Origin of the sequence: Rhodococcus sp. ACPA4 (genome assembly GCF_002300185.1) — a bacterium.
Lineage (GTDB): Bacteria > Actinomycetota > Actinomycetes > Mycobacteriales > Mycobacteriaceae > Rhodococcus_F > Rhodococcus_F globerula.
Genome location: NZ_NSDY01000002.1, coordinates 781078 through 807224, shown reverse-complemented (window position 1 = coordinate 807224; position 26147 = coordinate 781078). Strand labels below are relative to the sequence as shown.

Annotated in this window: 24 protein-coding genes; 9 read left to right on the top strand and 15 right to left on the bottom strand. The window is 62.8% G+C overall.

All coding sequences use genetic code 11. From position 1 onward, the window contains the following. Positions 1-65: 65 nt before the first annotated feature. The 12 genes from CJ178_RS27015 to CJ178_RS26960 all read right to left on the bottom strand — a co-directional run bounded on the left by CJ178_RS27015 (position 66) and on the right by CJ178_RS26960 (position 14136). The gene (locus CJ178_RS27015) at positions 66-1703 is read right to left on the bottom strand and encodes a solute symporter family protein (protein ID WP_033234156.1); all 1638 of its coding nucleotides are present in this window, start codon (positions 1701-1703) and stop codon (positions 66-68) included. Beyond that, positions 1700-2062, bottom strand: a complete 363-nt coding sequence (locus tag CJ178_RS27010) for a DUF485 domain-containing protein (RefSeq protein WP_033234155.1) — start codon at positions 2060-2062, stop codon at positions 1700-1702. The genes CJ178_RS27015 and CJ178_RS27010 overlap by 4 nt, the downstream gene beginning before the upstream one ends. 150 nt (positions 2063-2212) lie before the next feature. Further along, on the bottom strand, positions 2213-3964 hold the full coding sequence (locus CJ178_RS27005; protein ID WP_033234154.1) for a sodium/solute symporter: 1752 nt from the start codon (positions 3962-3964) through the stop codon (positions 2213-2215). Positions 3965-3975: 11 nt separating this feature from the next. Next, the gene (locus CJ178_RS27000; RefSeq protein WP_033234377.1) at positions 3976-4347 is read right to left on the bottom strand and encodes a hypothetical protein; all 372 of its coding nucleotides are present in this window, start codon (positions 4345-4347) and stop codon (positions 3976-3978) included. Next, a complete protein-coding gene (locus CJ178_RS26995) occupies positions 4344-5135 on the bottom strand; it encodes a LytR/AlgR family response regulator transcription factor (RefSeq protein WP_092806687.1) in 792 nt (263 codons plus the stop codon). Before CJ178_RS26995 ends, CJ178_RS27000 begins: the two co-directional genes overlap by 4 nt. A gap of 51 nt (positions 5136-5186) precedes the next feature. Then, positions 5187-6404, bottom strand: a complete 1218-nt coding sequence (locus CJ178_RS26990; RefSeq protein ID WP_095888405.1) for a sensor histidine kinase — start codon at positions 6402-6404, stop codon at positions 5187-5189. After that, a complete protein-coding gene (locus CJ178_RS26985) occupies positions 6405-7619 on the bottom strand; it encodes a lipase family protein (RefSeq protein WP_095888404.1) in 1215 nt (404 codons plus the stop codon). Further along, positions 7616-9277: a Na+/H+ antiporter gene (locus CJ178_RS26980; RefSeq protein WP_033234150.1), complete on the bottom strand. Its 1662-nt coding sequence runs from the start codon at positions 9275-9277 to the stop codon at positions 7616-7618. Before CJ178_RS26980 ends, CJ178_RS26985 begins: the two co-directional genes overlap by 4 nt. A 94-nt stretch (positions 9278-9371) precedes the next feature. Continuing rightward, positions 9372-9563 carry an antitoxin gene (locus CJ178_RS26975; protein ID WP_033234149.1) on the bottom strand — a complete coding sequence of 64 codons (192 nt, stop codon included), beginning with the start codon at positions 9561-9563 and terminating at the stop codon, positions 9372-9374. A 115-nt stretch (positions 9564-9678) separates the two neighbouring features. Continuing rightward, positions 9679-12177 (bottom strand): HAD-IC family P-type ATPase, encoded by a 2499-nt coding sequence (locus CJ178_RS26970; protein ID WP_239654774.1) that lies wholly within the window; start codon positions 12175-12177, stop codon positions 9679-9681. A 68-nt stretch (positions 12178-12245) separates the two neighbouring features. Continuing rightward, positions 12246-13361, bottom strand: coding sequence for an MBL fold metallo-hydrolase (locus CJ178_RS26965; RefSeq protein WP_095888403.1), 1116 nt, complete (start codon positions 13359-13361; stop codon positions 12246-12248). 43 nt (positions 13362-13404) lie between these two features. Then, complete coding sequence (locus tag CJ178_RS26960; protein ID WP_045069110.1) at positions 13405-14136, bottom strand: enoyl-CoA hydratase; 732 nt, start codon at positions 14134-14136, stop codon at positions 13405-13407. A gap of 115 nt (positions 14137-14251) precedes the next feature. Between CJ178_RS26960 and CJ178_RS26955 the strand changes: the two genes are divergently transcribed. From CJ178_RS26955 to CJ178_RS26930, 6 genes are all read left to right on the top strand, one after another. Beyond that, positions 14252-15358 (top strand): NAD(P)-binding domain-containing protein, encoded by a 1107-nt coding sequence (locus CJ178_RS26955; RefSeq protein WP_045069796.1) that lies wholly within the window; start codon positions 14252-14254, stop codon positions 15356-15358. 222 nt (positions 15359-15580) lie between these two features. Next, the gene (locus tag CJ178_RS26950) at positions 15581-18418 is read left to right on the top strand and encodes an ATP-binding protein (RefSeq protein WP_095888402.1); all 2838 of its coding nucleotides are present in this window, start codon (positions 15581-15583) and stop codon (positions 18416-18418) included. Next, entirely contained in the window at positions 18415-18831 is a 417-nt protein-coding gene (locus CJ178_RS26945; RefSeq protein WP_095888401.1) for a roadblock/LC7 domain-containing protein, read from the top strand. Before CJ178_RS26950 ends, CJ178_RS26945 begins: the two co-directional genes overlap by 4 nt. Positions 18832-18836: 5 nt before the next feature. Then, the gene (locus CJ178_RS26940; protein WP_095888400.1) at positions 18837-19208 is read left to right on the top strand and encodes a DUF742 domain-containing protein; all 372 of its coding nucleotides are present in this window, start codon (positions 18837-18839) and stop codon (positions 19206-19208) included. Continuing rightward, entirely contained in the window at positions 19189-19776 is a 588-nt protein-coding gene (locus tag CJ178_RS26935; RefSeq protein WP_033234142.1) for a GTP-binding protein, read from the top strand. The genes CJ178_RS26940 and CJ178_RS26935 overlap by 20 nt, the downstream gene beginning before the upstream one ends. A gap of 33 nt (positions 19777-19809) precedes the next feature. After that, the gene (locus CJ178_RS26930) at positions 19810-20604 is read left to right on the top strand and encodes an MHYT domain-containing protein (RefSeq protein WP_033234141.1); all 795 of its coding nucleotides are present in this window, start codon (positions 19810-19812) and stop codon (positions 20602-20604) included. A 17-nt stretch (positions 20605-20621) separates the two neighbouring features. Here the strand turns inward: CJ178_RS26930 and CJ178_RS26925 are convergent, their stop codons facing one another. Together CJ178_RS26925 and CJ178_RS26920 are read right to left on the bottom strand one after the other, a co-directional pair. Further along, positions 20622-21011, bottom strand: a complete 390-nt coding sequence (locus CJ178_RS26925; protein ID WP_371851324.1) for a DUF5313 family protein — start codon at positions 21009-21011, stop codon at positions 20622-20624. A 20-nt stretch (positions 21012-21031) separates the two neighbouring features. Then, positions 21032-21496, bottom strand: a complete 465-nt coding sequence (locus CJ178_RS26920; RefSeq protein ID WP_033234140.1) for a MarR family winged helix-turn-helix transcriptional regulator — start codon at positions 21494-21496, stop codon at positions 21032-21034. A gap of 106 nt (positions 21497-21602) precedes the next feature. On the opposite strand from CJ178_RS26920, the gene CJ178_RS26915 reads away from it, so the two are divergent. After that, entirely contained in the window at positions 21603-22754 is a 1152-nt protein-coding gene (locus CJ178_RS26915) for an NADH:flavin oxidoreductase (protein ID WP_095888399.1), read from the top strand. 68 nt (positions 22755-22822) lie between these two features. On the opposite strand, the gene CJ178_RS26910 is transcribed toward CJ178_RS26915, so the two are convergent. Continuing rightward, positions 22823-23671 (bottom strand): aldo/keto reductase, encoded by an 849-nt coding sequence (locus CJ178_RS26910; protein WP_092806665.1) that lies wholly within the window; start codon positions 23669-23671, stop codon positions 22823-22825. A gap of 118 nt (positions 23672-23789) precedes the next feature. Between CJ178_RS26910 and CJ178_RS26905 the strand changes: the two genes are divergently transcribed. Together CJ178_RS26905 and CJ178_RS26900 are read left to right on the top strand one after the other, a co-directional pair. Further along, positions 23790-24386 carry a class I SAM-dependent methyltransferase gene (locus CJ178_RS26905; RefSeq protein WP_033234138.1) on the top strand — a complete coding sequence of 199 codons (597 nt, stop codon included), beginning with the start codon at positions 23790-23792 and terminating at the stop codon, positions 24384-24386. Between the two features lie 65 nt (positions 24387-24451). After that, complete coding sequence (locus CJ178_RS26900; RefSeq protein ID WP_033234137.1) at positions 24452-26083, top strand: ABC-F family ATP-binding cassette domain-containing protein; 1632 nt, start codon at positions 24452-24454, stop codon at positions 26081-26083. The last annotated feature ends 64 nt before the right edge of the window (positions 26084-26147 follow it).

The following is a 26147-nucleotide window of genomic DNA, read 5'->3' as shown; positions in this document are numbered from 1 at the left end:
GACAATAGCGCTGTGCGCCTTTCTGGTTACCGGAGGTACCAGAAAGGCGCACGGGGGCTGCGCCCCTAGTGATCGACAGCCTTCTCGACGCCGACGCCGGTGAGGGAACGAACTTCCATCTCGGCCTGCTTGGCCGGATCCTCGGGCTTGTTGCGCCCGATGTAGGTACCGATGATGCCGAGGGCAAATGCCAGCGGGATCGAGACGATGCCGGGGTTGGAGAGCGGGAACCACGCGAAGTCCGAGTTCGGGAGCATCGACGACGGCTTGCCCGAGATGGCCGGGGAGAACACGATCAGCGTCAAGCAGCTGATCAGACCGCCGTAGATGCTGAACAGCGCACCCGTGGTGTTGAACTTCTTCCAGAAGAGCGAGTACAGCAGGGTCGGCAGGTTCGCCGAGGCCGCAACAGCAAAGGCGAGAGCCACCAGGAAGGCGATGTTCTGGCCCATGGCGCCGATACCGAGAACGATGGAGATGACACCGATCACGACAACGGTGATGCGTGAAACCCGAACCTGCTGTTCTTCGGTTGCGTTGCCGCGCTTGATGACACTGGCGTAGATGTCGTGAGCAAACGACGCAGATGCCGTGATCGCGAGACCGGCGACCACCGCGAGGATGGTGGCAAAAGCCACGGCCGAGATGATGCCGAGGAAGATCGTGCCGCCGAGCTCGAAGGCCAGCAGCGGTGCCGCAGAGTTCTCCTTGCCGGGAGCAGCCAGGATCACGTCGGGTCCGACCATCTTGGCTGCGCCGTAGCCGAGCACCAGCGTGAACAGGTAGAAGGCGCCGATCAGTGCGATCGCCCAAGTGACGGAACGGCGAGCTTCCTTGGCGGTGGGGACGGTGTAGAAGCGCATCAGCACGTGCGGCAGGCCTGCAGTGCCGAGCACCAAAGCGATTCCGAGAGAAATGAAGTCGAGCTGCGTCATCCCGGTCAGCCCGTACTTTGCGCCCGGCGCAAGAATGTCGCGACCGGCAACAGCTTCGTTGGAGGAGTTACTGACCACGTTCTGCGCATCCGCGAGGAGCTGGGAGAAGTTACCCCGGACCGCGAAGAGCACGAGCACGAACATGATTCCGGCGCCGGCCACCAGCAGAACGGCCTTGACCATCTGCACGTAGGTGGTGCCCTTCATACCGCCGACCAAGACGTAGACGATCATCAGCACGCCGACGATCGCGACCACGACTGCCTGACCGGTCTTACCTTCGATGTTGAGCAACAGCGCGACAAGTCCACCGGCACCGGCCATCTGGGCCAACAGGTAGAAGAGCGAGACAGCAAGTGTGGAGATCGCCGCGGCCATACGCACCGGGCGCTGCTTGAGGCGGAAGCTCAATACGTCGGCCATCGTGAATCTGCCGGTGTTGCGCAGCAATTCGGCGACCAGAAGCAAGGCCACGAGCCACGCGACAAGGAAGCCGATGGAGTAGAGGAAGCCGTCGTAACCGTAAACGGCGATGGCCCCGGCGATCCCGAGGAAGGAGGCAGCCGAAAGGTAGTCACCGGCGATGGCAAAACCGTTCTGCGGACCGGTGAACTGCCCGCCACCGGTGTAGAAGTCGGATGCCTTCTTCGTGGTGCGGCTGGCGCGAATGACGAGTGTCATCGTGCCGACGACAAACGCGAGGAAGATCGCGATGTTGAAGACGGGGTTTCCCACATCCGTCCCGGACGCGGCGAGTGTGGTGATCACGATACGGGGCCTTCCAGCTCGTCACGGATAGCAGCAGAACGCGGGTCGAGTTCGCGGCCGGCGAACTTCACGTACCAGGCAGTGATCGCGAACGTCGTCACGAACTGTCCGAGGCCGAGAATGATGCCGAGGTTGATGTTGCCGATGACCTTGGTCGCCATGAAGTCGTGGGCGTAGGTCGCCAGAAGGACGTACACCGCATACCAGAGCAGAAAGAATGCAGTGATGGGGAAAACGAACTTGCGCAGGCGCGTCCGGAGTTCCTGGAACTCGGGACTTGCTTGCATGTCTATGAATGCCTGGGCATCCGGGGTCCGCCGCTCTTGCGGCGACCCCTCACTGACTTCTGCTGTGGACACTGCCGGCTCCTCGCCTCGCGTGTGAAGTGAACTACGTCCAGACGTTAGTGAGATCGGAGTCACATGAAATGGCTGTGGTGGCGCTCACACGGTGAGCTGTCGAGTCGTGCGCTGAACGGTCGTCCAAGCGCGACCAGCGGCACGCCGAAATCAGGGCTGACGCAGCTCGTCCTCGCGGTCGGAACCCATGTCCAGACGCTCGGGAGCATGCATACGAGTGAAGATCCGCGCTATATCCGCAGGTATCTGCTTGCTCGATGCCTTACTGACAACAACCATCGTGGCGAACGCGAGCGGCACGCTGACGGCGGCCGGAAACGCGAAGATCGCAGCGGGCCACCCGCTCAACACCGTTTCCGACAATCCGCCGAGGATCGCGACCGTTGCTGCCGTCCCGGCTACAAAGCCGCCCACCACCATGCCTGCGCCGGCGCCGACCGCGGTCAATCCGCGCCACCAGACGCCGAGCAGGAGCAACGGGCAGAGCGTCGACGCGGCAACGGCAAATACCAACCCGACGGTGATCGAGAGATCGACCGACACCACGGCAAGTGACATGGCCAGCGGAATCGCACCGGCCAGAAGGGCGGCGATCCGGAAATCGCGTATCCGGCCTCGTAGGACGTCGGTGCTGATCACACCGGCGATGCTCACGAGCAGACCAGACGACGTGGAGAGGAACGCGGCAATCGCGCCCGACGCCACCAGCGCTGCCAGCAACTGCCCGCCCCACCCCGAGAACACCGAACCTGGCAACAGCAGCACTGCAGCGTCGGAGGTTCCGGTGATCAGCAACTGCGGAACGTACAACCGAGCGAACACTCCGAGCAGGACCGGAAAAAAGTAGAAGACGCCAACAAGACCAACGACGGCCAGCGACGTCAGTCGCGCCGTCCGCCCGTCCGGATTGGTGTAGAACCGCACCAGTACGTGCGGCAATCCGAGCGTCCCGAGAAAGGTCGCGAGCATCAGCGAATACACCTGATACGTCGGGTGCGGACCGCCGAATCCCCAACCGGGCGTGATCCAATCCGAATTGTGCGCCGGCGCCCCGGCTACCACCGGAACGGCTGCACCGGCTTCCAGAACCATCGACATTCCCTCGCCGAGGGTGTGCTCGCCCGGCTCGAGGACAACACTGCCCGTGGCCGAGCGACCATCCACCGTTCCTCCCTGCACTGTCACCGGTTCGGCCACCTGCACCACAACATCGGTGGTGATGTCCACGGTGGTCTGCTCGCTGACCGTCGGCGGCGCCGGAGCACCTACGTCATGTTCGTCAGCAAAGAAGTAGAAGGCCAGTGCCACAGCCGGAATCGCCACCGCAGACAGTTTGAGCCAGTATTGGAATGCCTGAACGAACGTGATCGATCGCATGCCGCCACCGACGACGTTGGCGATGACGATCACCCCGACCACAACCCCACCGATCCAACTCGGCACGCCGAGAAGGATATTGAGGGTCAGACCGGCCCCTTGGAACTGCGGAATCAGATAGAGAATGCACACCATCGCAACCACGAGCATTGCCAGTTTACGTAAACGCGGTGAACCCAAACGGAATTCAGCGAAGTCCGGAACGGTGTACGCGCCCGATCTACGGAGTGGTGCTGCTACGAAAAGCAGTAGCGCCAGATAGCCTGCAGTGAACCCGATCGGGTACCACAACGCGTCCGCCCCGTACTTCGCCACCAGACCGGCAACACCGAGAAAGGACGCAGCAGAAAGGTACTCACCTGAGATCGCCGTGGCATTCCACTGCGGCCCCACCGTGCGGGAGGCAACCAGAAAGTCGGACGTGGTGCGAGAAAGCCGCACTCCGTAGATTCCGATCGCAACCGTCGCCACTGCCGCCGCCACGATGCCCAACACCGTCAACACCGGAATCGATTGCCCACCCACAGCGCCCGCGCTCAGTCGTCCACGAGATTGGTGAAGTCCTGCTCGTTGCGTTCAGCCCGACGCACGAACACCCACCCGGTGATCAGCAACAAGGGCAACACGGCGCCGCCCATCACCAACCACGGAAGCCTGATCCCCCACACCGAGTAATCCGACAGCGCCGGAAAAAGCATGGTCGACAGCGGTATCGCGCACAATGATCCGGCTACGACCACAGCCAGCCGGATCGCCAGGCCCAACTGAGCACGAACCAGACCCCGGATCATGGCGTCGCCGACCTCGGTCTGTTCCTGCACCTCTACCCGGGTACGCACGATGCGGGCGCCGTGACGCTGCGCCAGCACCACCCGCTGACGCGCAGGCGGATCGGTGTGCCCACTCACCGCGACAACCAACTCTGCTTGGGGGTGCGCACCAACCGATCCTTCAACTCGCGGGTATGCCGACGGCTCACCGGCAACTCCACCGGCGGCTTACCGCTGTGTGGGCGAAGAGTCACCACCAAACCACTCCCGACGGTGCGAATTCCGGTCACCAAGGCAAGGGACACCAGGTACGAACGGTGAACCCTCAGGAAACCCGCATCGGCCCAACGGGATTCGAGGGTGGAAATCGGGATCCGCACCAGATGCGACTTACCCGCCGTATGCAACCGCGCGTAGTCTCCGTCGGCTTCGACCCATTCCACCGCCGAGCGCTGCACCAGCGTCGTGACGCCGCCGAGTTCCACCGGAATCACTTCGTCGCTGGGTGCGGCATCGGCTTGTGCGCCCGCCTGATTACGCCCCGCGCGACCCACGATTCGGCTCACCGCCTGCGCCAGCCGCTCTTCGCGCAGCGGCTTGAGAAGGTAGTCGACCGCACCGAGATCAAAGGCGGCCACTGCCCGATCGTCGTGTGCGGTCACAAAGACAACCGGCGGCGGTGTCGCAAAATTGGAAAGAATCCCGGCCAGTTCCAAACCGTCCAGTCCTGGCATGTTGATGTCGAGAAAAACGCCGTCGATGCCACCGTCACGAAGGATCCGCAGCGCCGTCGTTGCATCCGACGCAGTGTGGACGTGCGCCACCGATTCTTGCGCGCGCAGCAGGAAAGCCAGCTCGTCGAGCGCCGGTTTTTCGTCGTCGACGGCAAGCACGGTCAGTTGGGCACCTATGTCAGTCTCATTCACAGCACACCCATATTCCCACGGTTACCCGCACCGAACCCACAAAGCCGCCGATCACACCCGAATGCCCTGCTTGAACTTGGGCACGCGCATGCTGACCTTGGTTCCGGCTCCCGGCGCGGTCTCCACCACCAGGCCGTAATCGTTGCCGAACGCCGCACGCAGGCGATCGTCGACGTTGGCCAGACCCACGTGCGCGGCCTCCCGGGCGCTGGGGCGGCCGGCCCCGGATTCGATGGCGTCGAGGGAACCGAACCGCAGCATGTCCGGGTCCATACCGACGCCGTCGTCCTCGACGCTGATGACGCAGTCCGGGCCTTCGTCTGCCGCCACGATGCTGATGGTGCCGCCCTCCGGTTTGCCGGAGATACCGTGCCGGACGGCATTCTCCACCAGTGGTTGCAGCGCCAGGAACGGCAGGACCACGTTGAGCACTTCGGGCGCCACCTGCAGTCGCACGTCCAGGGCATCACCGAACCTGGCCCGCTCGAGAGTCAGGTAGCGATCGATGTTGCGCAGTTCGTCGGCAAGCAAGGTGAACTCACCCGCCGAGCGGAACGAGTAGCGCGTGAAATCGGCGAACTCGAGGATCAGCTCACGCGCCCGCGGCGGATCGGTACGAACGAACGACGCCACGGTATTGAGTGCGTTGTAGATGAAATGTGGGCTGATCTGCGCGCGCAGTGCCCGCACTTCCGCTCGGTCGAGACGCGCCCGCGACGCATCGAGATCCGCAAGTTCGATTTGGCTGCACGCGTAGCGCGCGACCTCCGTGATCGCGCCGAGCATGCCGGGCCATGGGTCCTCCGTCGTCACGATCCCCAATACCCCGACAACGCCGCTGTCCTCGATGAGAAGCGGCTGGGCGATCAAGGCACGCACCGCGTGATCGTGACTGCCCCGCACCAGGTCCGAATGGGTCACGAGTACTCGGCGCTCACCTTCGATCGACCGCAGTGCCGCATCGTGGAATTGTTCGGCCATCGATTCGTGCGGCCCGTTCCACGCCAGCACAACTCCCGCCGCGTCGGTGATGCCCAAACCTCGAGCGCCGGTCAATTCACGCAAGTGAGGTGCCGCTTCGGCAGCCGATTCACTGTCGAGTCCGCGCCGAAGTGGCCGCGCGGCAAGGGAAGCCGTATGCAGCGCCGTGTGCACCGCTCGTTCGGTGGGTGAGGTGACCTCGCGTCTGGTCCGCATCCAGACCGCCGCCAGAGCCGCGCTGAGAAGGGCAACCACGCAGGCAAACAGGATCGCGACCGTCGGACTCATCTAGGCCCCGCAGGTAGTGGGCGCAGGTACGCCGCTGAAACGATCCTGAATCCATTGAACGGCGCCGGGAACGGCCCGGCCGTCGGCATGCCCCTCCCCGGGCCGTGACACGAACTCGATCACGTCGCCGTCCGAACAAGCCCGGGCCACCGCTGCCTCGGTCCACTCGGGGAGAATCAGGTTGTCGTTTGCCCCGACCACCACATACATCGGGCCGCTCGCTTGCCCACGCGGCAGCGCGATGTCGCTCAGCCAGCCGTGAATTCGATCGGCATCGGCGTCAGTAGCCGGGCGCGTATCGGCCGGCGTCACCTTCCCCACCAACGACAACTTCTCGGGCGCCCTGGCCGTGAGGCACGACGACAGCAGTTCGTAATTCTCCGCAAACGCTCCGTGTACGTAGTCGTCACGCTCGAGATCCGGATGGGACAGCGACAGACCCTCGAGAACGTACGGCAGCAACAATTGTTGGGGCAGTGACAGATTCACATCCGCCCCACTGGTGATGATCGGCGAGATGTCGGCCGCGGGCGAAAGATTTGCCGCACCGACAAATTCGAGCCCGTCCCCGTATTCGCCTGCCTTCTCCGCAGCTGCCCACGACGCCTGACCACCTTGCGAGAGTCCCAACGTGGCCCACCTGTCCGACGTGTCCGGCACGATGTTGCGTGCCGCGCGCACCGCGTCGATCACGTTGTAGGCGGCGGTATCCGGTTGCAGGTACGGGTGCGGATCAGGAGTCCCGAGCCCCTCGAAATCCGAGACCGCAACAACGTAACCCGCGTTCAGCAGCGGCTCCACCAGCCCCATCGCTCCGAGGAGCGTCGGCGAAGTTGACGGTGCACAATCGTCCGAGATTCCCGTGGTGCCGTGGCCGACGGAGACGATGGGCCAGCCACCTTCGGGAGGAGTTCCGGGTGGGGTGAATACCGTTCCCGACACCTGTGTTTCACGACCGTCGACGCCGGATGTGGAGCCGTACAGAATCTTCCGGGCGCTCGCTCCGGCGGCAGCGGTTGTCGCAAACGGTTGGTCCTCGAAGACAACGCCGCGTGCTGCGCTCACCGGGGCGGGCAGAGCCTGCGCGACAGATGTGGTGGACTGCGTCTGCGTTCCCGCTGTCTCCTCGGTTCCTGCAGATCCACAGGCCGAACTCACCACAAGGGCACTCGCCGCGAGCGTCCCCCAGATCACGTGCCGCAGTCGTGCACTCATGCTGTGCCATCCCCTCCGGCCGCCGCGCGAGCGCGGCGGCGCCGTACCCGTTCCTCAGCTGCAGCCTCTTCGAGATCAAGACTCTCCAACACGGTACGCAATACCTCGTCGTCGAGATCGCCGTCGTCCCTCGCGGCAATCAACGCCATGCGCTGTGTACGCAACGACTGATGCCGAAACTTGTCGAACAATGCACCCGCATTCCACATTGCCGTATCGCGATCGTTGTTCTCGTCCGTCTCCTGCACTTGGAGTCTGGCCTGCATCGAGCGTCGCACGCGTTCGATGATTGCCTGAAGTTCGGCGCCGGCGACGCCTGGCGGTGGACTGGCCACCACGTCGGCCAGCGCTTTCTCACCGGCTTGACGAGAGATGGTGCGCGCCAACTCCATTTGCTCCTGCGTGCGCAACTGTTCGTAGGGATCGGCAACGTCCAGTCTGCGGATCAGGAACGGCAGTGTGGAACCTTGCAGGAGCAGCGTTCCCACCGCAACGATGAAGGCGATCGCCTGGATGACACCGCGGCCGGGAAACGGTTCACCGGAGGAGAGTGCAAACGGAATACCGCCGGCCGCGGCAAGTGTGACCACGCCGCGCATCCCGGCCCAGGACACGACTACGTTCTGTTTCCACGTCAACTGTTTCTGACGCTGCCCACGGCGCAACGTTATTCCGAATCGCACCCGGGAGTAGCTCAGGAACAACCACAGCGGCCGGATCACGATGACCACCGCCAACACCGCGAGCCCGTACAGGATTACGTTGACCGCCGGAAGACCGTCGTTGACGACATCGTCGATCACGAAGCTCAACTGCAGGCCCATATAGGCGAAGACGAACATCTCGAGTAGCGTGTCGAGGCTCGACCAGACGGACCGTTCCTGCAGCCTCGTCATGATCGAGGCATCCGTCGAATAGTGCCCGATCACCAAGCCCGCGACCACAACCGCGAGAACACCCGACGCATGGAGTTCTTCCGCGGCTAGATACGCGGCAAACGGAAGTACCAGGCCCAAACCCGTTTCGAGCGGCGAATCGTACATCCGAGCGCGCACGAATTTCACGATGAATGCAAGAACCAGGCCGATTGCTACTCCGCCGACCACTTCGTAGGCGAAGAACAGCAACGGCGAATCCGTGGCGATCCGAGTACCTGTCACCGCGGCGACGGCGACGGTGAACAACGTCAACGCAGTAGCGTCGTTGACCAGACCCTCACCGGTGAGAATTGCGATGACGCGCTTGGGCAATCCGAGTTTCTGTCCCACTGCCACGGCGCTGACCGCGTCGGTGGGTGCGATCACCGCGCCGAGCACCAGTGCCGCACCGATCGTGAATTCCGGAACCAGCCATTCGGCGAAGAAGGCGACCACGAAGGCCGTCACGAGGACCATCCCGACACCCAGACGCAAGATCGCCGCGAGGTTGCGTTTGAACGTCGCCACCGAGAATTTCAGCGCAGCCGAATAGAGCAACGGCGGAAGTACTACACCCAGAATGACGTGTGGATCGAGTTCGGGCCGAGGCATTCCCGGGATGAACGACGCGACCGAACCCACAGCTACCAGAACCAGAGGCGCCTGAAGATTTCGGCGGTTCGCCAGCCCTGTCACTGCGATGGCGGCGATGACGACCAGCAGAATCCAGGTGAAGTTCACCCGTTCATTGTGCCCGCCCAGACTGACAAGTCACCCAGCGGACGCACAGGAGCCCACAACCTCGTCGAGGTGTGGGCTCCTGATTGCTGGCGGGCTACTCCTTTTCGGGAACAGCCTTCTTGGCAGCCTCGGCTGCCTTGTCGATCTGATCGCCGTACTTTCCGCCGGTCTTGTTATCGGCGATGTCGGCGACCTTGTCGATTGCGTCGTGAACCTTGTCGGAGTTCTCCGAGGCAAGTTCCTGGCCCTTCTCGACCAGACCCTTGACGTTGTCCAAGAAACCCATTTTGTGTCCTCTCCCGGTGCTCATGCACATCCTGCTGCGGAAAGTAGAACCTCCGCACACACATAGATTCTCACAGGTCGAACGATGTGGCGCCATCAAGGTGGGGGGCTGGAAACTACTTCTGCGCCTCCGCGTGATGGTGTTCCCCGGGCAGATCGTCCGGCGTGGTGAACAGCTTTCGCTTCTCACCGTGCAACCGGGCACTGACCCACCAGGACACCTCCACCAATACGACGCCTACCGCACCGAGAGTGATCGCGAGTGTAGTTGCTGCCACATTGCTCGGATCCAACTTGAAGAACTCACGGGTGAACGGCAACGCGAACAAGATCAGGTAGCCGGCGACTGAACCACCGATCAGCACCAACTTCCACCACACGTACGGTCGCGCAACGACGGCCAGTACCCACAGCGCGATCATGATCAACGTGATCAGAGCAGTGGTGCCTTCCTGCTCAGGTGTCAGATCGTGATTACGGTGCGCGAGCACGTACGCGATGAAGGTGGTGACGCCGATGATGATTCCCGACGGCAAAGCCAGTCGCATCACGCGTGGCACGAAGCCGGAACGGGCCCGTTCGTTGTTCGGTGCCAGCGAAAGAATGAACGCGGGGATACCGATCGTGAACCAGGCCGCGATGGTGACGTGGCGCGGCAGGAACGGGTACGACAGCGGTTCGAAGTCGAGCATCTTCGACAGCACACCGGTGATTCCGATCAGGAAAGCGAGAACCACCGAGTACACGGTCTTGGTCAGGAACAGGTTGGAGACACGTTCGATATTGCCGATCACTCGACGGCCTTCGGCCACCACGTACGGCAACGTCGCGAACTTGTTGTCCAACAGCACGATCTGAGCGACAGCGCGCGTCGCGGGACTGCCGGATCCCATCGAGACTCCGATGTCGGCGTCCTTGAGGGCCAGGACGTCGTTGACCCCGTCGCCGGTCATCGCGACGGTGTGGCCGCGAGACTGCAAGGCCGCAACCATCTCTCGCTTCTGATCCGGGCGAACGCGTCCGAAGGTGGTTGCGCCGTCAAGTACGTCGGCCAGTTTCTCCTGATCGCTCGGAAGCTCACGCGCATCGATCGGTCGATCGCCGCCTTCGAGTCCGAGCGAACCTGCCACTGCACCGACGGACACGGCATTGTCACCGGAGATGACCTTGACGGCTACCCGTTGACTTGCGAAGTACTCCAACGTTTCCTGCGCGTCCGGGCGAACTTTCTGCTCCAGGACAACCAAGGCTTCCGGTGTCACGACGCCCGGAGCGTCGCTGTCGTCGACCGGCAGGTTGCTGCTGCCCAACATGAGAACACGAAGTCCGCTTGAACCGACTTCTTCTGCCAGACGCGCCATCTCCGACGACGGATCGAGCAGCACGTCCGGAGCACCGAGCACCCAGTTGCCGTGGACGCCGTACGACTGCCCGCTCCACTTCTTCGCAGACGAGAACGGTGCCACCGATGTAGCTTCACCCCAGCCTGCGTCGTCGGTCAGGGACTCACGGATCGCCAGAACACTGGCGTTCGGCCGAGGGTCGGACGCAGCCATCGCGGCGAGCGCGGCCTTGATCACCGACTCGTCGGCAGACCCGTCGGCGAGTTTCAACTCCGATAGCCGCATACCGTTCTCGGTCAGGGTTCCCGTCTTGTCCGCACACACGACGTCGACGCGAGCGAGCCCCTCGATCGCGGGCAATTCCTGAACGAGGCACTGCCGCTTGCCCAATCGAATGACGCCGACGGCAAAAGCGATGGACGTCATGAGCACCAGGCCCTCGGGGACCATCGGAACGAGGGCCGCGACCATGCCGTTCAGAGCCGGACCGAGGGACTCACCGCTCGAGAACAGCTGGTTGTAGATGATCAGCGCACCAGCCGGGATCATCAGGTACGTGATGAATTTCAGAATGCGGTCGATGCCGCTGCGCAGTTCCGAATGAACGAGCGTGAACTTGCTGGCCTCTTCCGCGAGCTTCGCGGCATACGCGTCGCCCCCGACCTTGGTGGCGCGATACGCGCCGCTGCCCGCGGCGACAAAACTGCCCGAGAGTATCGACTCACCGACGATCTTGTGTACCGGATCGGCTTCGCCGGTGAGCAACGACTCGTCCACTTCGAGCGCCGACGACGACACCACTTCGCCGTCGACGACAATCTGATCGCCCGAACCCAATTCGATAATGTCATCGAGCACAACATCTTTGGGGGCCAACGCAACAGCAATACCGTCACGCCGGACCATGGGCTTCGCTTGACTGACGATCGCCAAGGCGTCCAGCGTTTTCTTGGCGCGGATCTCCTGAATGATGCCGATACCGCTGTTCGCGATGATCAACAGTCCGAACATTCCGTCGATCACGGAGCCGGTTGCCAGAACAATCACCAGCAGCACCAGCAGGATCGCGTTGATCCTCGTGAACACATTGCCGCGAACGATGTCCTTGACCGAACGAGACGCCCGATCGGGTACGTCGTTGGTCTGCCCCGACGCGATCCGCGACGCAACTTGATCTGCGGTCAGGCCCCGGACAACGTCGACGGCATCCCCGTCACCGTCTGTCGCGATCGAGGTCGCCGTGCCTTCTGAACCGATGTGCTCGTGAGCCATGGTCAAAGATTACGCACTCGCCGAGACAAAACCGGGTCCGACTCCGATCGCCGCCTCGAGTCGATCGGTTACCCCAGGGGAATCCACCATTTTGTCGGCGGTTGCGCGGACAGCGCATCGATCCGTCCACCCGGCATCGGCACCGCCACCGTCGTGCCGACATCGGCGGCAGCTTCGGTCAACCGGATGATCGGCTCGGACCACGAGTGGAATGCCAGATTGAACGTAGCCCAGTGAATCGGAACAAACACCCCGCGCGTGGGGTCGCCGCAGTTGAGATCCGCATGGGTCTGAACCGCTTCTTCCGGGTTCATGTGGATATCCGGCCACCGCACGTCGTACGCGCCGACAGGCAGGAGGGTCAGGTCGAAAGGCCCGTACGTGGTGCCGAGTTCCACGAACCGCGGTGTGTATCCGCTGTCCCCTCCGAAGAACACCCGACGCTTCGGCCCGGCAAACACCCACGATGCCCACTGGGTCGCGTTGCGGACAAGACCTCGCCCGGAAAAGTGTCGAGCTTCGGTGCAGGTAAGCACCAGGTCACCGATAGTCGTCGACTCGTCCCAGTCCAATTCGACGATGCGGTTCTCCGGCACCTTCCAATGCCGCAGATGCGCGCCGATCCCGATCGGCACCACAAAGGGCGCCGCCTGGGTGCGGGTCAGAGTCTTGACCGTCTCCATGTCGAGGTGGTCGTAATGATCGTGGGAGATGACAATCGCATCCACGCTCGGGAGGTCCGCCAACGCCACCGGAGCGGCATGCATACGCGCGGGACCGACTGTGGCAGAAGGTGATACACGCTCACTCCACACGGGATCGGCTAGCACCCGGTAGCCATCGACCTCGACGAGGACACTCGAATGCCCGTACCAGGTGACAGCTGCTCCCCCGGCCTGAGCCGGTGCGAGCGGCGTCGCCAACGGGATGGGCGCGCGAGGCCGACCCGTCGAACCGCGGGTGAGCAACGACTTTGCCATCCCGGCATCGGTGCCCGGCACGAGCACGCTGCTGGGGTCCGAATTGTGGAACTGACGATTCCGATATCGCGGTGACATCGCCGCATAGGGTTGCACCGCATTGCGCGACGCCCCGATCTGCGTCGGGATTCCCCATGCGGCGCGGGCTATCCATCCTGCTGCCGCGGTGATCGCGGCAGCACCGAGAAGCGTCGTCGTCTTCATTGGGCCCAGACTAGCGACTATTTGCCTTCGGAGCGGGACGCGACTATTTGCCCTTGAAGACCGGTGGGCGGTTTTCGATGCGGGCGGCGCGGGCTTCCTGCACGTCGTCACTGAGCCACGCGGCGTGCAGTGCGTCGAGCTGCTCGGGCGACTGTTCTTCCATCGTTCCGTCGTCGTTGAGGACCATCTTCATATGACGCAAGGACAGTGGTGCGAGGTTGGCGATGCGGTGCGCCCATTCCTGGGCGTCGTCGAGGGTGCCGATCTTGTTGGCAAGTCCGCGGTTGAATGCTTCTTCGGCGCCGATCTGCTCGATGCCGAGGAGAACGGTGCGAGCGGGGCCACCGCCGACGAGTGACGCCAACCGTCGCATCGTCCATTTGTCGACAGACACACCCAGCGTCGCCGCTGGAATGCCGAACCGCGCAGCCGGGGCGACAACGCGCAGGTCGGAGGCAATGGCCAGCTGCGTGCCTGCACCGATGGCCGGACCGTTGACCGCGGCGATCACCGGGATCGGCGCCGTGTCGATCGAGCGGAGCATCTCGAAAAGTCGGTCGGTGAAGCCTTCCATGTACACGTCACCGGACAGGTCGGCACCGGCGCAGAATGCGGACCCCTGGCCGGTGATCACGATGACGTGAGCGCGATCGGCGACGGCGGCATTCACTGCGTCCTTGATCGCGATGCAGAGTTCCGCACTGAGCGCGTTGCGACGCTCGTGACGCTGCAATTCGATGGTCACGACATTGCCGTCACGGGAAGTCCCGATCATGTCCGCTCACTTTCTTTTCTGGAAGGCTCGTGCGCAAGGGTTGATCCGAATGCAGTTTGCCGACCACGTAGTTCTCTCACCGCAGAGTTCTGCGCATCAGGAGGTTAGATTACCGATGAGTACGAACGATAGTGACGAGGGACGCAGCGAGAGCGTCGATGTCGACATCGTGGTGATCGGCGCCGGCCAGGCCGGATTGTCCGCGGCGTACTACCTCCGCAAGTTCTCTGTTCTACCCGAATCGGGATTTGTCGTGCTCGATCACGCAGCCGGTCCCGGCGGTGCCTGGCAGTTTCGGTGGCCGAGCCTGACCTTGAGCACCGTCAACGGAGTTCACGATCTCCCGGGTATGTCGTTCGCGGAAACAACGGGAACCGACGCCGAGCAGGTACCGGCGTCGGTTGCGGTACCCCATTACTTCGAGTTGTACGAGAAGCAATTCGAATTGCCCGTCCACCGACCCGTCCATACGCGAGTGGTGTGTCCGAGGCAGGAACGTCTGCGGATCGAGACCGACCACGGCGTCTACGCGGCCCGCGGGCTGATCAATGCGACCGGAACCTGGGAGCGCCCGTTCATTCCTTACTACCGTGGTGCCGCGTCGTTCCGTGGGCGCCAATTACACACCAAGGACTACTACTCGGCCAACGAGTTCGCGGGCAAACATGTTGTTGTTGTCGGTGGTGGCATCTCCGCGGTGCAATTGCTCGACGAGATTTCACAGGTAACGACCACCACGTGGGTGACGCGTCGCGAACCGGAGTTCCGCGACGAACCGTTTTCCCCGGAGATCGGTCGGGATGCCGTCGCCATGGTCGAGGACCGAGTACGACGCGGTTTGCCGCCAGGGTCGGTCGTGTCGGTCACCGGCCTTCCGGTGACGCCTGCCATTCGTGCGGCACGCGAACGTGGCGTGATGACGCGACGACCGATGTTCTCGGAGATCCTTCCGGACGGGGTGCGATGGGCCGACGGCACAACCGTGTATGCCGATGTCATCTTGTGGTGCACTGGGTTTCGGAGTTCGCTCGACCACCTGGCGCCGCTTCGACTGCGTGGGACCGGCGGCGGAATCGAGATGAGCGGTCGCCTCGCAACTCAGGTGGCTTCCGATCCTCGTGTGCATCTGGTTGGCTACGGGCCCTCCTCGTCGACGATCGGCGCGAACCGCGCCGGCCAGGCAGCTGCAGCCGAGTTGACGTCCTTTCTCGAACTTCGCTGATCCAGCTTCCATTTGGCTACGTTTGCCCGATTCGTCCTTTAGCTGATCAGACAGGACATTTTCGGCCCAAGGTCCGGAATCCGGCATACGCCTAGCCTGTCACGGATCGGTCTGTTACCGTTCAGCTAACCTTTCTTCGATTGCGTGCGCTCGAAGGAGTGCGCGCAGTGACCCATCCGGGGGACTGGGCGAGGGGGCAAATATGAAGGGGAAGCGGTCCGCATGAAACACGATGCACACACAGCAACCTCCTGGTGGTCGATCGGCGAGTGGCGCCTCGGTTGGAAGGTCGTCGCGGTCCTTGCCGTTCCGATGCTCATCGCCGTCGTACTCGGCGCCTTCCGGATCCAGGCCGAACTGGCCGAGGCCTCCAGGCTCAGTTCCTCATCCGAACGAGTGCTCGCAGTACCCGCAGCCCTCCACCTCGAGGAAGCTCTGTACGACCTCGCAGTCGCATCCTCTTCCGGCACTGAAACAACGACTGCCACAACGGCAGTGAACGATTCGATGCAGGAACTTGTCACCGCCGGCCGCTCGTTCCAGGCCGACGACGTGCTCAACGACAAAGTCACCCGAGCTTTGGAAGACAGCACATTCATCGTCGACGAAGTGGCAGCGGGCGCAGTTGCACCGGCACGGCTCGTCACACTCGTCAATGAAGTGTCCACCAACATCTCGAGCGCATTCACCGACGTCATCAATACATCCCAGCGCCCCATTCTGCGTCAGCGCGGCGGCGAGTTCTCGTCCCTGTGGGAAGCACGTCGGGCATTGTCCGATCAGCGCGTTCTGTTCGGCTCCGGCCGCCTCGATCAACAAACACGCACCGCGCTTGCCACCACCGCCGGCGTGGAGCTAGCGGCACTCGACAAGGTGCTACCACCAGACGAATCGGACAGCTCACCGACCGCAGTGGCCGTCAACGCGCTGCGTTCGTCCGCACAGAGCCGCATCGCCGAAATCGGCGCCACCTCGTCCTCGTCCCCGCTCAGCAGTCAGGTCGATATCGGACTGCAAACCAGTAGCGACCAGTACGACGAGGTCACCGACGCAGCCGTCGAACAGTTCGGCACCAGCGTGACCGCCGAATCCAACACTGCCCGAACTGCAGCTCTGCGCGACACTGCCCTGGTTCTCGCCGCTGTCCTCGCCGCACTCGTGGTCGCGTTGATCATCAGTCGCTCGTTGGTCGATCCCATCCGACGTCTCCGGTTCGCGGCACTGCAAGCATCACGACGCGGACTGCCCGAGGCCATCGAACGAATCCGCTCCGGCGAAAAGATCAGCGACCTCGAAATCCCCCGTGTACCCGTCCACACTCACGAGGAAATCGGACAGCTTGCCCGCGCAGTCGACGACATGCACGGGCAGGCCATCAGCCTGGCAGGCGAACAGGCAACCCTGCGACGCCAGGTCAACGACATGTTCGAAACGCTGTCACGGCGCAACAAGTCCCTCGTCGAACAGCAACTCGGCCTGATCGAGCAACTCGAGCAGGACGAAGACGACCCGAAGCGCCTCGAAAACCTATTCCGCCTCGACCACATCGCGGCCCGAATGCGACGCAACGGCGAGAACCTTCTCATCCTGTCCGGCACCGAAAGTCGACGCGGTCGAACCGCGCCGATCCAGCTTGCCGACGCTCTGCGCGCCTCCGTCTCCGGAGTCGAGGACTACCTTCGCGTCGGGCTCGGTCAGATTCCGTCCGCCGTCATCAGCGGGCAAGCCAGCGCAGACGTCGTACACATTGTCGCCGAACTCCTCGACAACGCGCTGCGATACTCACCGCCTGAGTCGACCGTGACCATCAACGCGGCCCGCACCAACGACGGCTCCATGCTCGTGGAGGTCGCCGACCTGGGACTGGGAATGTCCACCGCGGATCTTGTCGACGCCAACGGGCGCCTGGCTTCGGGCGGCGAGATGACGCCGGACACTGCCCGGCACATGGGACTGTTCGTCATCAGCCGGATCAGTATGCGACACAACATTTCCGTTCGACTGCGGCCCACCGGCAATGCACCCGACCGCGCCGGCATCACCGCCTCGATCCTCCTGCCCGCGGCACTGCTCGAAGCGCATCCGTCTGACACAGTGACTGCACCGTTCACTAGTCCGGCCCACCAGGGTGCCCCGGCCAGGAATGCTGCTCCCGTCCAGGCTCCGCCGCTATCGGCTCAGCCTGTGCGCGCTCCCGAACCCACAGTGGCCGAGACATATTCGATGGGCGCGCAAGCACCCACCATGTCCGCTGCGGGACTTCCGCAGCGTCAGCCTGGTAACACCGTCAGGGCGGTCCTGCCGACGCCCGTCGGAGGCGCTCCCACAACTGTGACCGCGCAACTCGGCGCCAGCGCCCCTGTCGAACCGATCGGGCTGCCGCGTCGCACACCAGGTGCCAGCGGGGCAGCCGGAATCGGCGATCCCGTCACAGCGGCGCCGACGCCCGAACCGAGTGCATCACCTGCCGAGCATTTCGTCGCTCCGGCGGAAACTGTTGCCCCGGAGCCAATCACCGAACCGGCACCGAGGCACCGACTCAACTCCACCGCCCCGACCAACACCGCGGCGTTCTTCTCCTCTCGAGCGCGCGACGGTTTCCCACCACGTACCGGCGCACGCGCAACGGAACCTTCCGATGCGCCCGTCTCCGCTCCCCCGGCAGCATCACCGATCTACGCCCGCATGGTGTCCGAGTGGCTGGTCGACCCGACAGCGGGGACAGCTTCTGCCACAGGTGAAGTCGCCTGGACAACAGAAGCCGACCAGGGGTGGCTTGCGGCCCGGGCGTCGTTCGAATTGCCTGTCACCAGAATCGCCGACTCCGGTCTACCCATCCGTGATCGTGGTGCGAGGTTGGTTCCCGGCACTGTCGGCGGCACCAATGCACCATTGCGCTCGGGCACTCACCGCCAGAGCACGGATCCGGAGAACGTCAGACGCGGGTGGAGCGACTACCAGTCCGGCGTCAGTCGCGGACGGCGTCGTAGCACCGAGAATACTGTCGGGTCGACCACGCCCAGTGGTGCGAATGTGCGCAACGATGAAGGAGAACAGTGAATTCAGCCGGAGCCCAAGAGACTCCTCGCTCACTCGACTGGTTGGTTTCGGGTTTCGCCCGCGACGTACCGGGAGTGAGCCACGCGATCATCGTCTCGGCCGACGGACTGTTGAGTGCTGCGAGCACCCACCTTCCGCTCGATCGAGCTGACCAATTGGCCGCTGTGACTTCGGGACTCGCCAGTCTCTCCGCCGGTGCGTCACGGTTGTTCGACGGCGGAGCCGTCCTGCAATCAGTTGTCGAGATGGAGCACGGTTATCTACTGCTGATGGGCGTCGGCAGCGGCGCCTACCTGGCCGCGCTGGCCGTTGCGGGATGCGATATCGGTCAGATCGGGTACGAAATGGCAACTCTGGTCGACCGAGTCGGCCCGACGATGGACATTGCCGCTCGTTCGGGTCGGGATTCTTGATACTCATGTCCAATCACCCCGAACGCGTTGACCCCGAACCGAGTCTGGTTCGTCCATACGCGCTCACCGAAGGTCGGACTCAGCCGTCCATCGACCTCCCCATCGAAGCGATTGTCGCGACGATGGAGGATGCCGTCGCTGGGCGCCTTGCACCTGAAGACATTCGCACCTCGATCGTCTCCCTCTGCGAGCAGCGGATCTCCATCGCGGAAATCGGTGCACACCTTGGTGTTCCGATCGGGGTGGCCCGAGTCCTGGTGGCGGATCTGATCGTCGCCGGGGCATTGGAAGTACAAGCCACTCTGCGAAGCGATGCGACTGCGATCGAGCGCCGCGAATTGATCGAAAGGACCCTCAGTGGACTTCGGGCACTCTGACGCATCATCTCGCGTCACCTCGACGAAAATCGTGATCGCCGGCGGCTTCGGTGTCGGAAAGACCACCCTTGTCGGGACGGTCTCCGAGATCGTGCCGCTGCGCACCGAAGCATTGGTGACAGACGCCAGTGACGGCATCGACCACCTCGGCGCGACACCGAACAAGGACACCACAACAGTTGCAATGGATTTCGGCCGCATTACGCTGGCCGACGATTTGGTCCTGTACCTGTTCGGCACACCGGGTCAACGACGGTTCTGGTTCATGTGGGACGACCTCATCACCGGCGCCATCGGAGCGGTCATCCTCGTCGACACACGTCGCCTCGAAGACAGCTTTGCCGCTGTCGACTTCTTCGAAGCACGCGGATTGCCGTTCATCGTGGCAGTCAACCGTTTTGACGGAGCTCCGATCCACGCCGCGAGTGATCTTCGTCAGGCTCTCGCGCTGCCCAACCGCGTCCCGATGATCGAAATCGACGCGCGTAACCGGGAATCTGCGAAGCAGGCCTTGATCACGATCACCGAGTACGCGCTCGAACGTATCGCGGCCGCAGCACTGTACTGACACCTCTGACAACAACAAACCTAAGGAACTGGCATGTCGGATGAAATGCACCATTTCTCGATGGGAATCTGGCTGCTCGGACTGGCGTTCGCCGTTGCAGTCTCGGGATCGGTCATCGGATTGGCATGCACCCGACACGGCGCGGCGGCCACCCACCCGGCAGCTCGCTTGCGCTGGTTGTTCATGGGCGCACTGTCCATCGGCGGTGTCGGTATCTGGTTGATGCACTTCATCGCAATGCTCGGGTTTGCCGTGCCCGGCAGTCCCATTCGCTACAGTCTGACCTGGACGATCATTTCGGCGCTGATGTCCGTGACCGCAGTATTTGTCGGCTTGTTGATCGTCGGCACAGAATTCCGCTGGTCTCGGCTCCTGGCCGCCGGCTTCCTCGTCGGCATCGCGGTCAACATCATGCACTACACGGGTATGCGGGCCTTGCGATTTCAGGGTGAGATCAACTACAACATGTACTTCGTCGCACTGTCACTGGTGATCGCCGTTGTGGCCGGCACCGCCGCGTTGTGGTTCACGATGGTGATGGAATCCACCGTCATGCGATTGATCGCCGGTGTGATCATGGGTGTCGCCGTGGTCGGCATGCACTACACCGGTATGGCAGCGGTGCAGGTTGTCCACGACACGTCCGCCCCCGCACCCGTCGGGCTCGAGGTGTTCGCGTTCCTCTTCCCCGTCTTTGTCATCGGACTTCTTGCGATGGCAGTGCCGATCGTCGCCGTCCTGACGGTGCCTGATCGCGAGATCGCCCGCATGGATTCCGCTGCAGACGATCTGGCATTCGAGGCACGCGAATTCGCAACTAGGGACTGAAGTTCGTACGGCCCCGACTAACTGTGGCCGTACAGCTTGTCGTATGCGGCCTTTTCGGCGTCGTGACGCGTGACCTTTTTCGGGTTTTCCAGATCCGCGGGCAGGCCGTGGCGTTCGAGTCGACGAGACCTGTTCTGCGCCATGTAGGAAACGGAATAGAACAACGCCAGCAATACTCCGAGAAGCACCATGGACGCTCGCAGCGCCCACGGGCCCGGGAACAGCATGAAAACCGCAAAAACCGGCAGGAACGGCACCATGCTGCGGACGAGGTGACGTGGCACCGCCCAATCGCCGATCAGATCGTTGCGCACCCATTCCTGCATGGAATCCGGCAACTTGCGACCGAACGAATAGCCAAGCCACTGAAGAGGATTCGGTGACGTGCGCTGTTTTCCTGCGGGCACGGTAGACATATCCTTACCTTTCATTGGTCTAGTGCTCCAGCACGCAACGCGGCTTCATTGACACGCGTGAGCACCGTGTGAAGTTCTTCGAGTTCAGCTAGTCCCACACCAAGCTTCTCCACCACTGCCGGCGGAATCTTCTCCGCCTCGCTCCGCAAAGCTGCACCAGCTTCGGTGAGATCGACGTCGAGTTGGCGCTCGTCAGCCCGGCTCCGCGTTCGCGTGATCAGCCCGGACGCCTCGAGACGCTTGAGCAGCGGTGACAGCGTCGGCGAATCGAGTTGCAATGCTTGCCCGATTTCCTTGACCGCCATCGGGGCCTTCCCCCACAACGCCAGCATCACGAGATACTGGGGATGCGTGAGGCCCATCGGCTCGAGCAATGGACGGTATACGGACAGCACGGCCCGGTTCGCAACGGCGAGCGCAAAACACACCTGGCGGTCGAGTGCCAGCGGATCGGTGAGCGACTCCTGCGTGGTCATGAGTACACCGTAACAGATTAGTTAGTGCGATAACTAATACTGCACTAACTAATATCGACTGCCATAACCCGGAATAGTCGTCGAGGCCGCCACGTTGAACAGACCTGTGACTCTTTCCCCCACTTCGAACGCCCCCGAGGCCTCCGCGTTGCGCGGCCTCTTCCAGCCCTTCGAGGTGAAATCACTCTCGTTGCGTAACCGCTTTGCCATGGCCCCGATGACCCGCGCGTTCTCGCCCGACGGAATTCCCGGAGCCGACGTAGCCGAGTATTACCGTCGTCGAGCAGCCGGTGGTGTCGGCCTGATCATCACCGAAGGCACGTACATCCCGGACCCCGCCGCCGGCCCGCATACCCGAGTTCCGCGCATCTACGGCGACTCGAGCCTGGACGGCTGGCGCTCGGTTGTCGACGCCGTCCACGCCGAGGGCGGATCCATCATTCCGCAACTCTGGCATCTGGGTGTCGAGCGCGGCGAGAACTCCCGCCTCAATCCCGAGGTCGAGACCGTCAGCCCGTCCGGATTGGCGCTCGACGGCACGCGCTTGGGACGAGAATTCACCACGTTTGATCTCGAAACACTGAAGCAGGCCTGGGTCGATGCCGCCCTCAACGCACAGAGCACCGGATTCGACGGCCTGGAACTACACGGCGCGCACGGCTACCTACTGGACGAATTCCTTTGGGCTGGAACAAATGTCCGCACAGATACATATGGCGGATCGCTCGAAGCCAGAACTCGCTTCCCGGCTGAGGTTGTCGCTGCCATCCGAGAGGCTGTCGGAAACGAGTTCGCGATCGTCTACCGTTTCTCGCAGTGGAAGTCCGGTCAGTACGACGCTCGGATCGCCCAGAGTCCGGCGGAACTGGGGCGCATCCTCGCTCCGCTGGTCGATGCGGGAGTCGATGTGTTGCACCCGTCGACGAGGCGACACTGGGAGCCGGCGTTCGCCGAACTGGGCGGTGACGACAGCAAACTCGGACTCGCCGGCTGGACGAAGAAGCTGACCGGCCTGCCCACCATCACAGTCGGATCCATCGGGCTCGATTCTGTGTTCACCACGGCCTTCACCGCCGACGCGGCATCCGATGTCACCGGACTGGAGCGTCTCGAAGCTCAGTACGAGGACGGCGAATTCGACATGGTCGCCATCGGGCGCGCACTTCTCGCCGACCCCGAGTGGGTGGAGAAACTCCGCACCGGACGCACCGATGAACACATCGCTTTCACCGCAGAGCACCGCACACATCTGAACTGATCCGACACGGCAACGGCACTCCCACTCGATAGTGGGAGTGCCGTTGCCTTATTGCAGTATTCGTTGATCTAGCTCCCGAACACCGCCGGGTTCGGACCGATTCGACCGGCCGGATCATCAAGTGATCCAATGGCATTGATCTCGTCCGGCGTCAATGCAAATCCGAAGACGTCGAAGTTCTCCTTGATACGCGACGGTGTCACCGACTTGGGAATCACGACATTGCCGATCTGCAGATGCCAACGAATGACAACCTGAGCGGCGGTCACGCCATGGGCGTCGGCGATCGCGGTGATGACGGGATCCGTGAGCAGCGTGCCTTGGCCGAGCGGACTCCACGCCTCGGTGGCAATCCCCTTGCCGGTATGGAAGGCGCGAAGTTCGGACTGGTTGAACTTGGGGTGTAATTCGATCTGGTTGAGGACCGGCACCTCACCCGTCTCCCCGATCACCCGTTCGAGGTTGTCGACGGTGAAGTTCGAAACACCGATCGACCGCACCCGACCATCGGCCTTGAGCTTCTGGAATGCCTTGAACGTGTCGACGTAAAGGTCCTGCGACGGCACCGGCCAGTGGATCAGGTAGAGGTCGAGGTAATCGAGGCCGAGTCGCTCGAGGCTCGCGTCGAATGCCGCCAGCGTCGACTCGTATCCCTGATCGTCATTCCACAGTTTGGTGGTGATGTATAGGTCTTCGCGGTTGATACCGGACTCGGCAATCGCCTGCCCGACACCGGCCTCGTTTCCGTAGATCTTGGCGGTGTCGATACTTCGATAACCAGCCTGCAAGGCGGTTGATACGGCGTCTCGAGTTTGGTCGTCCGGCACTTGGAAGACACCGAATCCCAAAGCGGGTATGGCCTTGCCGTCGGCCAACACAATGCTCGGAACAGTGGTCACGTCTTGTGGTTCGGTCATACCCAGTCAACGCGGCAAACCGGTGGAGTGTTCCCGCGCATGCCCCCTTGTCCTGCCCTAAAACCCCGTCTACCTTGGAAGACACGCCTTGAAATCTCCTCGAGGGAAAGGGACGGCGATGAATCTTCCCTACCATCTCGCCTACAAAGTGGGAGTGACTCCGTGGGAGCACACCCGGCGAGGTTTTGACACCCAACTGTCCGCTCTACTCGACTTTATCCCCGTCCCCGACAACGGGCGCGCCCTCGACATCGGATGCGGAACCGGAAAGCACTCCATCGACATGGCAAAGCGTGGCTGGCAGGTCACCGGAGTCGACAACGAGCAGGAAGCTCTGGACAAAGCACGGATCCGGGCCCGCGAGGCCCACTCGAACATTCGGTTCCTGCATGAGGACGCAACCGATCTGCACATTGCAGTCGACCCGGGTCACATGCTGGTCCTGGACATCGGATGCTTCCACGGCCTGAACGATCACGAGCGCGGTGAATACGCGGAGTCCGTCAATGCCGTCACAGCACCGGAAGCGTCGTTGATCATGTTCGCCTTCAGTCCAGGCCATCGATGGCCGATGCCGCATGGCGTGTCGAAGGACGACGTCGCCCGAGCTTTCGACGGCTGGACCATGGTGTCGAGTGATCCGGCCGATATGGCCGATGCGCCGTTGCCTGCCCGTGCGGCCCATCCGTGCTGGTATCACCTGGTGCGACGCTGACGCTGTGCGCCTTTCTTCACCGCCCGCGGTTAAGAAAGGCGCACAGCACAGGGGATACTTCACCTGTGACTGCAACACTGCGCATCAGCGGACTCTCAGCTTCCCGGGGAGAACGCACCCTGTTCTCCGATCTCGATCTCACCGTCGCCCCCGGCGACGTCATCGGACTTGTCGGCGCCAACGGCGCGGGCAAGTCGACGCTCCTGACAGCGCTGGCCGGAACCGGAACCGCTGATGTGGAGGGGTCGATCACCCTCAGCCCACCCGACGCCGCTGTTGGCTACCTGGCGCAGGAACCCGACCGCATCGCAGGTGAGACCGTTCTCGAATTCTTGGGCCGACGCACCGGAGTCACGCACGCCGAAGACGTCATGAACGCCGCTGCGGAAACCCTCGCGGATTCCGCGGAAGACCTGTACTCGCCGGCGCTCGAGCGCTGGCTCACACTCGGCGGCGCAGACCTGGTGGAACGCGCGGAAAAAGTTGTCGACGAACTGGGCCTCGGAGTTCCCCTCGATGCACACATGACGGCGCTGTCCGGTGGTCAGGCGGCTCGCGCCGGCCTCGCGTCGCTGCTGCTTTCTCGCTACGACATCCTGCTGCTCGACGAGCCCACCAACGATCTCGATCTGCGTGGCCTCGAGCAACTCGAACGCTTTGTCGCAGAAACGCGAGCGGCCCTTGTTGTGGTGAGCCACGACCGCGAGTTCCTTTCGCGCACGGTCACCGGAATCGTGGAACTTGATCTGGCACAACAGAATATCGCCGTCTACGACGGCGGGTACGAGTCGTACCTTGCTGAGCGTGAGATTGCCCGCCAGCACGCCCGCGAGGCGTTCGAAGAATATGCGGGCACCAGGTCCGAACTCGAAGATCGCGCCCAGATGCAGCGCAACTGGATGGAACACGGCGTACGCAATGCGCGCCGTAAGGCCAAGGACAACGACAAGATCGGCCGCGGATTGCGTACCGAGTCGACAGAAAAGCAAGCGGCCAAAGCCCGTCAGACTCAGCGCCGCATCGAGCGCCTCGACGTGGTGGAGGAGCCTCGCAAGGAATGGGAGTTGCGCATGGAAATCGCGGCCGCTCCCCGATCCGGATCTGTGGTCGCAACCACCAACGGCGCCAAGGTAACCCGCGGCCAGTTCACCTTCGGACCCGTCACGACGCAAATCGATTGGGGTGACCGCATTCTCATCACCGGCGCCAACGGCGCCGGTAAGACCACCCTGTTGAATGTCCTGCTCGGCAAACTCACTCCCGACGAGGGAATCGCTTCCCTCGGATCCGGTGTCGCTATCGGCGAAATCGATCAGGCCAGAGGGCTGTTCGAGGGTGATCAGCCGGTGGTCGAGGCTTTCGGTGCCCAGGTTCCGGAGTGGCCCGACGCCGACGTCCGTACTCTCCTCGCCAAATTCGGTCTACGCGGGCATCACGTGCTGCGGTCGGCAGCGTCCCTCTCCCCCGGCGAAAGAACCAGGGCGGCACTGGCTTTGCTCCAGGCCCGCGGGGTCAACCTGCTCGTGCTCGACGAGCCCACCAACCACCTCGACCTGCCGGCGATCGAGCAGCTCGAGCAGGCAATGGAATCCTTCGAGGGCACGTTGCTTCTTGTCACTCACGATCGCCGGATGCTCAGTTCCACTCGCAGCACCCGGAAGTGGCGTATGGACGACGGGCAACTTTTCGAGGAGTAGCAGTCCCGCGCTTGCGCAGACAACACGCGTGTGCAACTATTTATCCGGCGCACGCAATAGTTGC